The sequence below is a fragment of the Acinetobacter portensis genome, assembly GCF_009372215.1.
In the GTDB taxonomy this organism is placed as follows: domain Bacteria; phylum Pseudomonadota; class Gammaproteobacteria; order Pseudomonadales; family Moraxellaceae; genus Acinetobacter; species Acinetobacter portensis.
In genome coordinates this window covers 1-14,453 of the sequence record NZ_LWRV01000002.1, presented here as the reverse complement: position 1 = coordinate 14,453, position 14,453 = coordinate 1, and the positions used below count along the sequence as shown (strand labels likewise).

The 14,453-nt window shown below is 34.9% G+C and carries 13 protein-coding genes and 1 pseudogene; 5 read left to right on the top strand and 9 right to left on the bottom strand.

The annotated features are described in order from the left end of the window. Nucleotides 1-61: 61 nt before the first annotated feature. Nucleotides 62-163: pseudogene (locus A6M14_RS14375) on the top strand (LysR family transcriptional regulator); the annotation flags it as partial. After that, nucleotides 140-880 carry a LysR family substrate-binding domain-containing protein gene (locus A6M14_RS00075; RefSeq protein WP_421705703.1) on the top strand — a complete coding sequence of 247 codons (741 nt, stop codon included), beginning with the start codon at nucleotides 140-142 and terminating at the stop codon, nucleotides 878-880. The pseudogene A6M14_RS14375 and the gene A6M14_RS00075, both read left to right, overlap by 24 nt. 35 nt (nucleotides 881-915) lie before the next feature. On the opposite strand, the gene A6M14_RS00070 is transcribed toward A6M14_RS00075, so the two are convergent. From A6M14_RS00070 to A6M14_RS00060, 3 genes are read right to left on the bottom strand one after another with little or no spacing between them, the layout of a single operon-like run. Beyond that, on the bottom strand, nucleotides 916-1,197 hold the full coding sequence (locus A6M14_RS00070) for a muconolactone Delta-isomerase (protein ID WP_152872742.1): 282 nt from the start codon (nucleotides 1,195-1,197) through the stop codon (nucleotides 916-918). A gap of 16 nt (nucleotides 1,198-1,213) precedes the next feature. After that, the gene (locus A6M14_RS00065) at nucleotides 1,214-2,419 is read right to left on the bottom strand and encodes an acetyl-CoA C-acetyltransferase (RefSeq protein ID WP_152872741.1); all 1,206 of its coding nucleotides are present in this window, start codon (nucleotides 2,417-2,419) and stop codon (nucleotides 1,214-1,216) included. After that, nucleotides 2,419-3,732 carry an MFS transporter gene (locus tag A6M14_RS00060; protein WP_152872740.1) on the bottom strand — a complete coding sequence of 438 codons (1,314 nt, stop codon included), beginning with the start codon at nucleotides 3,730-3,732 and terminating at the stop codon, nucleotides 2,419-2,421. The genes A6M14_RS00065 and A6M14_RS00060 overlap by 1 nt, the downstream gene beginning before the upstream one ends. 461 nt (nucleotides 3,733-4,193) lie before the next feature. On the opposite strand from A6M14_RS00060, the gene A6M14_RS00055 reads away from it, so the two are divergent. After that, nucleotides 4,194-4,985 (top strand): phytanoyl-CoA dioxygenase family protein, encoded by a 792-nt coding sequence (locus tag A6M14_RS00055; RefSeq protein ID WP_152872739.1) that lies wholly within the window; start codon nucleotides 4,194-4,196, stop codon nucleotides 4,983-4,985. Nucleotides 4,986-5,152: 167 nt separating this feature from the next. Here the strand turns inward: A6M14_RS00055 and A6M14_RS00050 are convergent, their stop codons facing one another. Beyond that, a complete protein-coding gene (locus tag A6M14_RS00050) occupies nucleotides 5,153-6,268 on the bottom strand; it encodes an S-(hydroxymethyl)glutathione dehydrogenase/class III alcohol dehydrogenase (protein ID WP_152872738.1) in 1,116 nt (371 codons plus the stop codon). A 320-nt stretch (nucleotides 6,269-6,588) separates the two neighbouring features. Here A6M14_RS00050 and A6M14_RS00045 point away from each other — a divergent pair, with 320 nt between their 5' ends. Both A6M14_RS00045 and A6M14_RS00040 read left to right on the top strand, forming a co-directional pair. Continuing rightward, nucleotides 6,589-7,863 carry a flavin-containing monooxygenase gene (locus A6M14_RS00045; RefSeq protein ID WP_152872737.1) on the top strand — a complete coding sequence of 425 codons (1,275 nt, stop codon included), beginning with the start codon at nucleotides 6,589-6,591 and terminating at the stop codon, nucleotides 7,861-7,863. 87 nt (nucleotides 7,864-7,950) lie between these two features. Then, complete coding sequence (locus A6M14_RS00040; RefSeq protein ID WP_152872736.1) at nucleotides 7,951-8,943, top strand: TauD/TfdA family dioxygenase; 993 nt, start codon at nucleotides 7,951-7,953, stop codon at nucleotides 8,941-8,943. A 65-nt stretch (nucleotides 8,944-9,008) separates the two neighbouring features. On the opposite strand, the gene A6M14_RS00035 is transcribed toward A6M14_RS00040, so the two are convergent. From A6M14_RS00035 to A6M14_RS00015, 5 genes are all read right to left on the bottom strand, one after another. Continuing rightward, nucleotides 9,009-9,314, bottom strand: a complete 306-nt coding sequence (locus A6M14_RS00035) for a hypothetical protein (protein ID WP_152872735.1) — start codon at nucleotides 9,312-9,314, stop codon at nucleotides 9,009-9,011. A 131-nt stretch (nucleotides 9,315-9,445) separates the two neighbouring features. Next, entirely contained in the window at nucleotides 9,446-9,979 is a 534-nt protein-coding gene (locus tag A6M14_RS00030) for a fimbrial protein (RefSeq protein WP_163121154.1), read from the bottom strand. A 13-nt stretch (nucleotides 9,980-9,992) separates the two neighbouring features. Beyond that, nucleotides 9,993-11,000 carry a fimbrial protein gene (locus tag A6M14_RS00025; RefSeq protein WP_152872733.1) on the bottom strand — a complete coding sequence of 336 codons (1,008 nt, stop codon included), beginning with the start codon at nucleotides 10,998-11,000 and terminating at the stop codon, nucleotides 9,993-9,995. An 11-nt stretch (nucleotides 11,001-11,011) separates the two neighbouring features. Beyond that, nucleotides 11,012-13,600 (bottom strand): fimbria/pilus outer membrane usher protein, encoded by a 2,589-nt coding sequence (locus tag A6M14_RS00020; protein WP_152872830.1) that lies wholly within the window; start codon nucleotides 13,598-13,600, stop codon nucleotides 11,012-11,014. Nucleotides 13,601-13,608: 8 nt separating this feature from the next. Next, nucleotides 13,609-14,313 carry a fimbria/pilus periplasmic chaperone gene (locus A6M14_RS00015; RefSeq protein ID WP_152872732.1) on the bottom strand — a complete coding sequence of 235 codons (705 nt, stop codon included), beginning with the start codon at nucleotides 14,311-14,313 and terminating at the stop codon, nucleotides 13,609-13,611. Between the last annotated feature and the right edge of the window lie 140 nt (nucleotides 14,314-14,453).

The following is a 14,453-nucleotide window of genomic DNA, read 5'->3' as shown; positions in this document are numbered from 1 at the left end:
ACTCTTACGTTCGTTTTTAGTTGTTGCAGAAGAATTGAATATTGGATGAGCTGCCAAAAGATTATTTATAGCTCAACCTCCTTTATCTAAACAAATTCAGCAATTAGAAGAAGAATTAGGCTGTCAACTCTTTGAACGGATTCCAAAGGGCTTAAAACTAACACCTGAGGGTGAAACATTAGTTATTGAAGCAAGAAAAGTTAAACTTTCTTTAGATAACGCAGTTGCAGCTGTAAGTAAGTCAAATTTAGGAAGCCTCGGAACTTTAAATATTGGTTTTTCTGGAGCCTTACCCAGTGTTGTTTTACCTGAATTATTTTTACAAACTGAAAAACTATATCCAAATATTGATTTTCAAATTCATCGCAAAGCAAATTCCAATTTGGTTTTAGAAAGTGTTGCAAATGGTGATATTGATGCAGGAGTTGTTTTGCTACCAATTTCTACACTTGGTATCTCACAAAAGTTGATTAGTCGTCACCGCTTAATCGTAGCACTTCCAAAAAACCACCCTCTTGCACATCGACCATCTATATCAATAAACGAATTAAAAAATGAGCATTTTATTACAAATCATGCATATAAAGGTTCTGTCATTCGTGAAGTATTCGTATCTGCATGTAGAAAAGCGGGCTTCAATCCAAACATAGTCAAAGAGGCAGATGATACCTACTCTATTTTAATTTTAGTTGCAGCAGGATTTGGAATTACATTGTCACTTGAATCTCTTGAATATATACAGCCATCTACAATTAACTATATTCCATTAGAAGAATCTGAACATTATGTTGATTTAGCTATTGTATGGCGCGAAGGTAATCCTTCCATACTACTGAAAAATGCATTAAGTACACTTTCACCTATTACATTTTCAAATTAAAAAAAAAGCCTATTCATGTTGAATAGGCTTTTTTGTTATTTCTTTAATGCTGATGGATGTTCGGCAAGTGCTGTTACCTCCATGTCCATATATGGAAATAATGGAAATCCAGATAAAATTTGATGTAATTCATCATTCGATTCAACATCAAAAATGCTCACATTGGCGAACTTCCCTACAGTTCTCCAAATATGTACAAATTTTCCATTTTTCATATAGGTTTGCCCATATTCACGCTCTTTAACAATAATGTCTGCCCAAACATTTGGATCAATATCATGTGGTTTTTTAACCGTCATTTGAACCATATATAACATTTTATACCTCTCTTCCTTAGTGGTTTATGCTCTTAATAATTGCAGCCATTCCTTGTCCTCCCCCAATACACATTGAAATAAGACCATAATGACTACTTGTTGAATTTAATTCATTGATTAGCGTGGTCATTATACGAGCACCTGTTGCCCCAATCGGATGACCTAATGAAATTCCTGATCCATTTACATTTAATTTTTGCAGTTCTCGTTCGCTAAAATTAAGTGCTTTTGTACAAGCAATTAGCTGTACAGCAAATGCCTCATTGATTTCAATTCGGTCTATATCTGATAAGCTTAGTCCTGTATTTTTTAACACTTTTTGAATTGCGGGTACGGGTCCAATACCCATTACTGCACTTGGTACACCAGCAACAGCCCAATCAATAATTTCAGCAATTGGTTGTAAACCTAATTGATTAGCCATCTCTTCACTAGCAATTAAACAAAATGCTGCCGCATCATTTTGCCCAGATGAGTTACCAGCTGTAACTGTTGCCTCAGCATCGTCCTTTTCTAAAATTGGTTTTAATTTAGCAAGTTGCTCAAGCGTTGTATCTTGTCTTGGGTGCTCATCTTGTTCAATTAGCCTCCCCTTGACAGAAATAGGTAAAATTTCTTTTTTAAATTTACCTTGTTCAATTGCTTTACATGCTTTCATATGACTTTGATAAGCAAGTTCATCCTGCTCTTGACGACTAATTTGATATTCACGTCTTAAGTTTTCAGCCGTTTCTAACATTCCGCCAAGAATTGGATTTTTCTGCCCATTTGCATAAATCCTTCCGTACTTCAATGAGTCTTTCAGTGTCAAATCACCAAAACTGCCCCAACGTATTTTTGAACTATAAAATGGAGCTTGGCTTAATGATTCTGCACCACCAGCAATAATTAAATTTGCTTTACCTGTTTGAATCATCATAGTCGCATCAATAATTGCTTGAAGTCCAGATGCACAACGACGATCTACGGTATAACCACAAACATGATCTGGTAGCTCTGCATCTAAAGCCAAAGCCTTACCAATATTCGCAGCTTCAGGTGTCCCATAGCCTTGTCCAACAATTAGCTCATCTAAATATTTGGGAATTTCTGAGTTTTTAGAAACCAAATGTTGGATAAGAGGTACGGCTAAATCTAATGGGCTCAAGTTTTTAAACACACCACCAAATCTACCAATTGGTGTACGAATAGCATCGCATATATAAACTTTATTTATACTCATTAAGACTTAACCAGATTAGAAATTGAATTTTCTTGCTCAGTTTTTTTATTAAACCTGAAACCATTAATCGTGAGTATTAAACCAATAACTGTAACAATTACAACATAGTAAGCTGGAGATAAATTATTACCTGTTTCTGATATCAAATAGGTAGCAATATATGGGGCTGTTCCACCCAATAAACCATACGCTAAATTGTAAGCCAATGCGCTCGCGCTATAACGAATATGTGCAGGAAATAAAACAACCATTAGTAAAGGAGTTACAGTACAAATAAACCCCATAACAATGCCGAATATACTTAAGCCAATAATTGCTGTTGCAACTTCACCAGTACTTAATAGCTTAAAGGCTGGAACAATTAGAATAGACATTACAATTGCAGATGTTATTGCTACTCTTTGGATTCCGATTCGGTCAATTAATTTCCCAGCAAAGAAACATGAAAATGAAAATAGAATAAGTGCAATCACATACACAGACAAAGCTTGTGGTCTAGCCATTTGTGCTGAATTAGTCATAAAAGTTAGCATATAGCCTGTTAGCATATAAAAACCTAGACCATTCAATGAAGCCCATCCAAATAAAGTCAGCATATTCATTTTCGATGCTTTAAATGCTTCAACCAATGGTGCATGCTTTTCTTCTTTTACTCGTGCTTGAATTGACTGAAATTCAGGTGTTTCTTCTACTTTATTACGAAGGTACAAACCAATAATTCCAAGCGGTCCAGCAATCATAAATGGAATACGCCACCCCCAAGAATTAATCACTTCAGGATCCATTACTTGTGTCATGAATAAGCCAACTAATGCACCACCAATAATCCCAAGCGCTGTGGCAATTGGATTAATACTTCCATAAAGTGCTTTTTTACCCTTAGGTGCAAACTCAATTACAAATGAACTTGAACCTGCATACTCACCACCAGCAGATAATCCCTGACAAACACGCCAAACAACTAATAAAATAGGTGCCATTAAGCCAATAGACTCAAATGTTGGTGTTAGACCAATTGCAAAAGTAGCGATGCTCATGAGTAAAACCGCTGCAGATAATGCTTTTTTACGCCCATGTTTATCGCCATAATGACCAAAAATAACGCCTCCAATTGGGCGAGCAAAAAAACCTAAAGCAAAAACAGCAAATGTTGCTAGTAAACCTGTCGTTGGGTTATCTGATGGGAAAAAATGCATCGCAATGACTGCTGCAAATTGTGCATATAATACAAAATCAAACCATTCTACGAAGTTGCCAATCCCTGCGGCTGTGATGGCTTTTTTCCGTGCTTTTTCATCTATTATTTTTTGCATACTAAATTCCTTAATTTTAAAACCCAAATCCTATGGATAAGAAAAACTTGATTTTTTAAATTAATCTCAGGAGTTAGAATTATCGAAACCATCTTATCTGTCTAATACCATTTAAATATTTCGCTTATACTATTTTTGTATCAAATATTTTTTTTGAAATTTAATTTAATTTAAAAAACATAAATAATTGTTATTATTAAGAAATAAATACTCACATCAACTCTATAAAATTGTATCTATTTCAGATTACTTCTCCTTGTTTTTTAATTACTATTCAGAATAATCTTAATCTTCACTGAATATGATTAAGACATTTGTACAGTACAAAAAAAGTATTAATTCAAAAAAACAAAATCATAGCTTTCTAAAGCACGTATTTCACTAAAACCTAACTCTCCTTATAGTCGTTTTAACATCAAACAACAGACCTGATGCAAACCTCATTTTAAGGAGTGATTGACATGTTGGAAACTGAACACGAATTATTTGAACGTGATGGCGTAGTCATCATCCGTGGATTGTTTAAAGATTGGATTCCCCTGCTTGAATCTGGTGTAAATACCAATGAACAACAACCCGGTCAATGGTTCCGTGATTACACACCAGGACAAACTCAAGGTCGTTTTTGGGCAGATTATTGTAATTGGCAACGCATTGATGCTTTCAACACCTTTGTGAAAGAAAGTCCTGCTGCTGAAATTGTAAAGTCTATTATGGGCTCTCAATCTGTACGTATGTTCCACGAGCATGTGCTTGTCAAAGGAACAGGTTCAGCCAAAGTCACACCTTGGCATCACGATGCTCCGTATTATCCTGTAGATGCCAAACAAACACTGAGTTTATGGATTCCACTTGATCCTATTTCTCGTGAATCTGCTATTGAATTTATTGCAGGCTCACATAAATGGGGCAAACATTTTAAGCCACTTAGTTTTAATGGCGAATATTACGATCATGCAGGTTCTAAAGAAGAGGTTTTACCCGATATCGACAGCAACCGAAATGATTACAATATTTTAGGTTGGGAACTTGAACCTGGCGATGCAATTGCATTTAACTATTTAACCATTCACGGCGCACCAGGAAATTTATCAAAAGAACATTCACGTCGTGCAGTATCTTTTCGTTGGTTAGGTGATGAAGCTGTTTATGTGAATAGAGGTGGGAAAACATCCCCACAATATCCTCATTTAATTGATGTTTTGTCTACAGGTGATCCATTGCCTGAAGATGAATTTCCATTTGTAGCTTAATACTCATTGTCATTTTAAATTTTTAAGCAGACATTCCCTCAATTTGCTTTCACCAATGTTCACCCGTTTAGAACATTGGTTTTTTTATATCTATCATTTAAAAAATTTATTCCAATTATAAAAAAAGCCCCAATAAATGGGACTTTTTTAGTTTCTTATTGAGATGATTAATCTTTGAAATTAATAACTGTACGAATTGATTTTCCTTCATGCATTAAATCGAAAGCTTCGTTAATTCGATCTAAGCCCATAGTATGGGTAACAAATGGTTCAAGCTGAATTTCACCTTTCATTGCATCTTCAACCATTTTTGGTAATTGCGTACGCCCCTTAACTCCACCAAATGCAGTACCTTTCCAAGTTCGCCCAGTCACTAATTGAAACGGACGTGTTGAAATTTCCTGACCTGCACCTGCCACACCAATAATAATCGATTGTCCCCAACCTCTGTGTGCACATTCAAGCGCAGAACGCATTACATTCACATTGCCAATACATTCAAATGAATGATCTACGCCCCAACTCGTCATTTCCACAATCACTTCTTGCACAGGTTTGTCGTAGTCTTTTGGATTTACGAAATCGGTTGCGCCAAATTCTTCTGCTAATTTGAATTTTTCAGGATTGGTATCTACCACAATAATGCGTCCTGCTTTTGCCTGACGTGCGCCTTGAACTACAGCTAATCCAATTCCGCCCAATCCAAACACCGCGACAGAATCCCCTTCTTGAACCTTCGCTGTGTTATGTACAGCACCAATACCTGTCGTTACACCACATCCTAATAAACACACATGTTCAGGGTTTGCTTCAGGGTTTACTTTTGCTAAAGAAACTTCTGCAACAACGGTATATTCAGAAAAAGTTGAACAACCCATATAGTGATAAATTGGCTGACCATTATAAGAAAAACGTGTTGTACCATCGGGCATTACCCCCTTACCTTGTGTAGCACGAACAGACACACAAAGATTGGTTTTCCCCGATTTACAGAACAAGCATTCTCCACATTCCGCAGTATAAAGCGGAATAACATGATCACCCACTTGAACGCTTGTCACACCTTCACCAACTTCAACGACAATACCTGAACCTTCATGCCCGAGTACCGCAGGGAAAATTCCTTCAGGATCTGAACCTGACAATGTAAAAGCATCGGTATGGCAAACGCCTGTATGAGTAATTTTTACCAATACTTCACCTTTTTTAGGTGCTTCAACATCTAATTCCACAATTTGTAATGGTTCGTTTGGCGCAAATGCAACCGCTGCACGTGATTTCATGTCATACCCTTTTTATAAAATGACTTTATTGATGCATTCACTTGTGAATGAAAAGTCCCAATTCACCACAAAAAATAGAACAAACAATAAATTTTTAAGCTCAAAAATCTCTTCACTTTTATATGAACTTCAAGCGCCTTAAGCAATTCGGTTTTTTTGATGCAAGCGTTCTGCTTATATGATTTTCGCTATTCAACAGAGCTACTTATATTGAATCCATCGAAACAGATTTTTAATTTTTGGAGTTTCAATATTTCAAAAATATAAAAAGATAAAACAGCGAATTTAGATAGCAAGCTTTGGCAAGAAGGATTTATAAAATGAAATTAGATAATTTAAATGTCGATACTGTTGTAGTCGGTGCAGGTCAAGCGGGCGTAGCAATGAGTGAACATCTAACAACTTTAGGTATTTCACATGTTGTGCTTGAGAAAAATAGAATTGCTGAAGCTTGGCGTACACGTCGTTGGGATTCACTTGTTGCCAATGGCCCTTGCTGGCACGATTGTTTCCCTGGTCTAGAATTTGATGCAGATCCTGATAGTTTTGTTCACCACGATAAAGTTGCCGATTATTTTGAAAAGTATGCCGAAAAATTTAACTTACCAATTCATACAGGTGTGTCGGTAAATAAAGCATATAAATCTGAAAAACGTTTAGGTTTTACCGTAGAAACATCTGAAGGAACGATTTATACACAACGTATTGTCTCTGCGACAGGTGCTTTCCAAAAAGCAGTCATTCCGCCTGTAGCAGCAAAAGATCCATCTTTTTATCAAATTCATTCAGACCAATATAAAAACCCACAACAACTTCCTGAAGGTGCTGTTTTAGTAATTGGTGCAGGTTCATCTGGCGTTCAAATTGCAGATGAAATTAATCGTTCAGGTAAAAAAGTCTATCTATCTGTTGGTCAACATGAGCGTCCACCGCGTACTTATCGTAACCGTGACAACGTATGGTGGTTAGGTGTTTTAGGCGGATGGGACTTTATGCGTACAGACAATGGACCACTTAAAGGCTTGGCTGTTAGTGGTGCACATGGCGGTATCAATATCGATTTTCGCGCTTTAGAAAAACAAGGGATTACTCTTGTTGGTATGACTGAATCTTTTGACAACAACATCATTAAATTTAAAGCAGATTTAAAGAAAAATTTAGAAGATGGTGATGCTGTACTCATGGCTTTTTATGATGAAGCAGATGCATATGTGGCGAAAAATGGTTTAGATTTACCAACAGAACCACAAGCACGACATCAACTCCCAAACCCAGAATGTGTGCTTAATCCAATTTTAGAATTGGATATGGCAGAGGCAAATATTACCTCTGTTATTTGGGCTTCAGGCTTTAGTTATGACTTTAACTGGCTACAAGTGAATGCATTCGATGAGTTCAATAAACCAAAACATAAACAAGGAATTTCACCTGAGCGTGGCGTTTATTTCTTAGGTTTGCCCTATTTAACAGGTCGTGGTTCAAGCTTCATTTGGGGTGTTTGGCACGATGCAAAACACATTGCAGAACACATCGACATTCAGCGTAAGTATCTTGAATACACCACAGATAAAAATCTGCTGAAAAACACAGCCTAAATCTTAACTCAACATGCACATATTCACCTTTGGAATATGTGCATGTTTATGTATGACAAACAAACACATTCATGAGGATTGGGGACAATGAATACAATATTGAAAGAAAAAATTACCGATAAATGCGCATGGGTTGGAAGTGAAATCGCAAATAATACCGATTGGATTTACCACCTCACCCCACATGTTTTAAATGTTCTTGATGCTGTACAAGCAAAACTAGAAGCTCGAAATTTAGTTGCACCCAATTTTGTTAAAGAAGATGCATTGATTGACGATACTGAATTTTTATTCCAAATTGATTACATTACAAATGAACTCGAAAATGGTTACGGATTCATTGTGATTCGTGGTTTAGATGCCAATAAATACAATGAAAACCAACTGGCAAATATTTATTATATTTTAGGTTTGCATATGGGTAATTCCGTTACTCAAAATGCACGTGGTGATCTTATTGGTTATGTCGAAAATATTGGTGATAAAACCCAGAAAATGACGCGTGTTTATGAAACCAATGATTATTTGCCTTACCATGCAGACCTAAGCGATGTTGTAGGCTTACTTTCAATTCGTAAAGCTAAACAAGGTGGTTTAAGCAGCATTGTCAGCTCATCTACGGTTTATAATCGAATTCTAGAAAAATATCCTGAATACTTAGGCTATTTTTATCATCCTGCTTGGTATGACCATTTAGGTGAAGTTGAACCTTCTTTATCCCCTATTTTTAGTTATTTTGAGGGAAAATTAGCATGCCGATATTTACGTTATTACATTGAACTTGGGCATGATCGTCGTCAAGTTCCGCTTTCACAAGTTCAAACGGATGCCTTAAATATTTTTGATAAAATCAGCCAAGAATCAGATCTTAGACTTGATATGATGCTTGAACCTGGTGATATTCAATTCTGTAATAATTATTGTGTTATGCACTCTCGCTCCTCTTTTGAAGATTATGATGAGGTTGAAAAACGTCGTAAATTATTACGTTTATGGCTACAAATGCCAAATGCTCGAAAACTAGCGAAAGACTTCCCTGGTCGTAATGGTATTCCAAAAGGATTAGGTCAAGCAGCTTAGATTATTTGCTTAAAAAGAGGCTTAATGCCTCTTTTATTACTCTAAGATTTATATAATTTTTTACTTTATGCCTGATTAGTGTTTTTCCAAGCCATAAATGCTCCATCCATTCTTTGTTTTTGTTCTTTATTTACAATTTGATAAGAATAGAATAGATCATAATCCTTTCTAATTATACTACTTTCAATTCTTTTCGCTAATGCATCAACACTAAGTTTACCTTCCTTAAAATAATGATTGATGGCGTCCTCATCTAAGTAGATAGATTTATCCCAAGTCACAAAACTATTGTGAATAGCAATACGGAGATACATTGCACTTTCATCTTGATATAACTCCCAGAAATAAGGCTCAATTTCTATTAGTTTCATATTTGTTAAGTGCTTAATTCTAATTATTGATTATAAAATTTTAACATCTAAAGATCTAAAAAATCCGCATAAATTTCTTTATGCGGTGTTTAAAGCTAAAACTAAATGAACACTTAGAAGCTATACTTTATTTAATCATATTGAATTGTAAATTGTGCATTAGCATTGGCAACACCTGGGGTTACTGAATCACGAGTAACAATATAATTAGCATAAAAGTTTGTAACAATCCGACCATCTTGATCAGCAGTTAAAGTCTGACTTTTCGTATTAAGAGGAAGTCTTTTTTTATCATGATCAAGAAGCTCAATTGCTACGTTTTTCGCCATATTAGGCAAGCTCTCAAGTGCTAAAAATTCAGGGTTTGAAACATCTCGAGTGCCACTAAACGTTAATGTTATTGGGCTATTAGGATGACAGTTACTCAAAGTAAAAGGAATAGGTACAGGTTTTGTTTTAGTGCCAACACCATTCAAACTCTTAATAGAGTGAACACCTAAGTCAATATACTTATGTTGCTCTGATTCTAATACACCACATGTAGATGTAGTGACCTCACCAAATAATTCCACATTAATTCGTGCAAGTTCAGTCAGAGCGGCATAGCCTATATGGCTAAAACCTATACAAACAAATAACAGCCCCGTTTTTATAAATAAATTCATATAAATAAACCTCTTATTCAAAATCAACTCGTAGATAACCACGAGCTCTAAAAGGTCCAACTTCAGGTGCTTTTCCAGTAAGACTAATTGGCCAAGCTTTAATAACAACATTTACAGGAGGATTATTAAATATAAATGGAATAGTACTATTTATATTATTTGGTATTAAAACCTTTCCTTTATTATCTGATATTTTAACCCCAATATCAGGATTACTCGTTTGCATGATTTCGCCAGAGACTAATTCTGCTTCTAGTCGAATTGTTAAAGCAGCATACGAATTAATATTCTTACATTGAATAGCTAAAGTTCTAACTTGTTCATTTGTACCCACTGGTTTATTACCAGCACCAGCTTGAACAAAAGCCTGAGATGAAATTTTACCAAAATCAATGTCCAGAGTGTCCCCAACTCCAATATCGCAGCTTTGAGGCACAGTAACACTACCACTATAAGAAATTTCATAAACAGGAGTCGTTAGCGCATCATATCCAGTAGTGACATACACCTTAAATAGCGTACGTTTAGGTATTGGAATAAAATCAATAAAAGGCTTAATCACTTTTAAGCGAAATCTAAAGTTCGAATCTGTAACTGGAAAAGCAGTCCCTTTGGAAACATTTGGATGAGATCCCATTTGTTTATGGTCAACAGGAGGATAAAAAGTTCCAGCATAAGAGTCTGTAATCGCCATTGCACCCAATAAATAATCATTGAGTTTAAGATACTGATACCCTCCAAGCGTCTCTACAATAGGAAACTCTGTTACATAGCTACGTCTTGTTCTATTATTACTCTCACTAGAACTGTGCTTCGGACAAACAGCGGTAACTCTATAATTAAACTGTTTTAAAAGCTCTACGATTTCTCCAGGCTTATTATTTGAGCTAGTGAAGGTATTTGATAAGTCATAAAATACTTCATCCACTACCCCTTGTCCTTTTGAATTCCAACATATATGTGCATTCGCTTGAACAGAAAAACCGAACAATAAAGCAAATATTAAAAAGTTAAATTTCATTTCTTGTTTACCTATTCACATTCAAGTTCAAACTGAATGATAGATTGAGAAAGATCAGCTTCAGAAATATCATAAGGAATTGAACAACTCGAGTTACTATCACTTCCCCATGTAACATTTAAGGTTCCTTTATGAGGCAAGCCTGTTAAATAAACGCGCCCCTCATCGGCAACAAAACCTTGTGAAGAACTTTCAGTTTCAATAACACTACTTGCATATGGTATAAACTCACCATTCTTAGATAAAGTAACCAATGCTCGTACACCCACATTTGCTGTAAATGTCGCTCGGGAAATAGCACCTTGTATTGGAACTACATTTTCAACGTTATTATTAATTTCCACATTGTCGCCAAAACTATTTGTATCTAGTGCAATACGGTTTTGTCTATATGCACTTGCATAAGGAACAATCGCATAGCCTCTCCAATCTGTTTTTACACCAGTATAGTTTTCAATTTTAATATTTTTAGCACCAGGAACTTTTACTAAAATAGCTGTATCACTTATTACCTGACCAAATGTAATGCCATTCGCATGGACAAGCGCTGAACCAGATGCATTATATGAAAATTGGTTATTATCTTTATCATAACTATAACTTGCACCGACATTACCATACCCACCTTGATAACCGACACTCACAGAACCATTACTATCTCGATCATTAATATAGCCCTGACTAAGGCTATAGCTTAAATTACGATCTTCTAATAATGTGCCATTAATGCTTGTATTATATGAGGTATTACCATGAGGCCCTTGGTTTGTTGATGCTGTAACATAAGATCTACTACGTTGATTTTTATCTCTATACGCCTTAGAAAATAACTTATCTAAAGGAAACGATACATTTGCAGTAAACTGTGTGTCACTCTGATCAACTTCAGATGATCGAACATAACTTGCAGCCAATGAAAAGTTAAAATCATTCCAAGAATTGGCATAACCAGCTTGAAACCATGTATTTTTGTTTTTGGTTCCCCAAAATGTCTGTTGGTTGCCAGATAAATATATAGATCCATACTTTTTACCGAAAGAGTGAGAAATATTCGCCTCAAAACGCCCTTTTTTTGTATTATTTAAATTATAGTAATCTGTAATACTCGGGTTTGTAGATCCTGAATCACTCATCTTATTATAGGCAGTATCATTTAACGTATAGAATCCTCTAGTTGAATATCTATACCCTAACAACCTAAAAGTTGTACCTGTATTAATTAATGATTTTGCATATAAAAATCGGACTGACTGACCATCATGGGTAGAATTATCGGCCAATGTACTATTCGCATGCGTGATATCAAAAGACACAGCACCATACTGACCTAAGTTACTACCTAGACCTAATAAAAAACTTTGATATCTATCGGATAGCTGTGTTCCAGAATATATAGAGAATCCGCCACCTAAACCATGTGCTAGGGTTGATTGAACAATAGTTGGATTTTCTTGAAATTTATGCCCACTCCTGAATCGTCCAGCAATCACATTATATTTAGTCCTACCTTCGCGTTGAAAAATAGGTAATGTTGAATATGGGATAATATAGCGCTGCTTAGTTCCATCATTTTCTTCAATAGTAATGTCTAAATCACCACTGGTATTTGTCTGATTTAAATCATTAATTGTAAAAGGACCTGGCGGAACAGTAACTTGCTGAACAATATTTCCATTTTGTTTGATTACGACTTTGGCATTGGTTTTTGCAATACCTCGTACGGTAGGAGCATAACCTTGTAGGCTATCTGGATAAATATTATCTAACGATGATAGCTGAACACCACGAAAGCTAAAGCTATCAAAAATATCATTATTGGATGAACTATCACCAATGGTTAATTGGCTACTGATCGGTACTAATGTTTTTTGAGCATATGTATTTAAATTAGTCCAACTTTTAGATGAGCTATTTTTATTAGAATTATAACTAAAGCTACTTGAGTTACGAAATTGCCAAGAACCCAAATTAAATCCACTGTCTAAGCCTAAAAAAATGCTCTGACTTTTGTCATTTGAATTATTGTATCCCGACAAATTATAGTTAGTAAATAAACTTGAAATACCATTATCCCATTGTTCTGGTGGAATATATCCACGAACCTGGTTTTTAAGAGATATTTGAGGAAAAGTTACAGATAATTTTTGTTTATCAAATTGAAAGTTAGATGTAGAGTCTTCAATAATAGAAAGAAAATCAATACAAGTCGAATTTCCAGCGATAGTTAATTCTTCATACTGATTTATATTAATGCCAAATTGCTCCAATGTTTTTAAATTAAAACACGGAAATAATCCTGTAGGGTCATTAATATCAGGCTTCTCAATAAAATTTACATCTTGTGTAAACATGAATTCATTATTAACTGAGACTTCAACACGATATATACCAGGCAACTGATGTGTCGTATTCTCAAATTTTGACAAGTCAGAAATTTGACTTCCAGATAAACCATCACTCAAAAATGCAGGATTAAATACCTGCTCGGCATGAAGGTTAGTCGTAATAAATAAACTCAATACAACCGATACAGGATATGTAAAATATTTACTTTTCACATATGTAATATTGATTTGATGTATTTTAAAATGAGTAGTCATCATAAATATCAATGTAAGTTAATTTCAGTTTTCGGTGTTAATCCGCCGAAATCATTAACGGTTTGATAACTAAAGTTTTTACCAAACACACTAGAAATTGTAGTTTTTTCAAATGGTGCTGCCATAACATTTGGTTGCTTTTTATCACCAATATAAACATTCACAAATGAAATAAAGTACGGTGACTTATTATCTACCACAATCCCATTAGAACCTTTCTCGAAAGAAATCATCTCTAAAGCTTTTTCAGATTTATATGGCAAATCATTTGGACGAACAAATAATTTAATTCGCGATAAAACTGCAAGCTGTAAAAGATTTTTACTTTCTAAGTCTTCTTTATTTACTGATGGAATTGATTTTACATTTACCCAAAAAACAGATTCGCGGTCGAATGGTAAATTATTAGCAACATTTACAATCCTAAGAGTATTCTCGGTATTTGCTTCAGCAACAAATAAAGGCGGAGTAATTAAAAAATCTTTAGATTTTTTTTGATAATCAGTTTCTATCCAAGAATTTATTAAATATCGATCATTCTTACTATGATTAATAACAGGTAAAGAAACTTGTTTTGCATCAATAGGGTAAATAACGCGAGTAACACCTAAAGAAACACCACCAATAGCCGTATTACTTGCATAAGAAACAGTGGTAAGACATGATAAAATTAAACCTAAAACAATAAGGCTTTTTCTAAATAAATTTGACATTATATTAATCTCTTGAATAGCTTACAGATTACACACGTTAAAATTAAGATTTTTATTAAAACTTTACGGCGATATAAATCGCCATAAAGTTTTTTTATATTATTTTGAAATAGTTATTATTCTAGGGCGTGTCATCAATT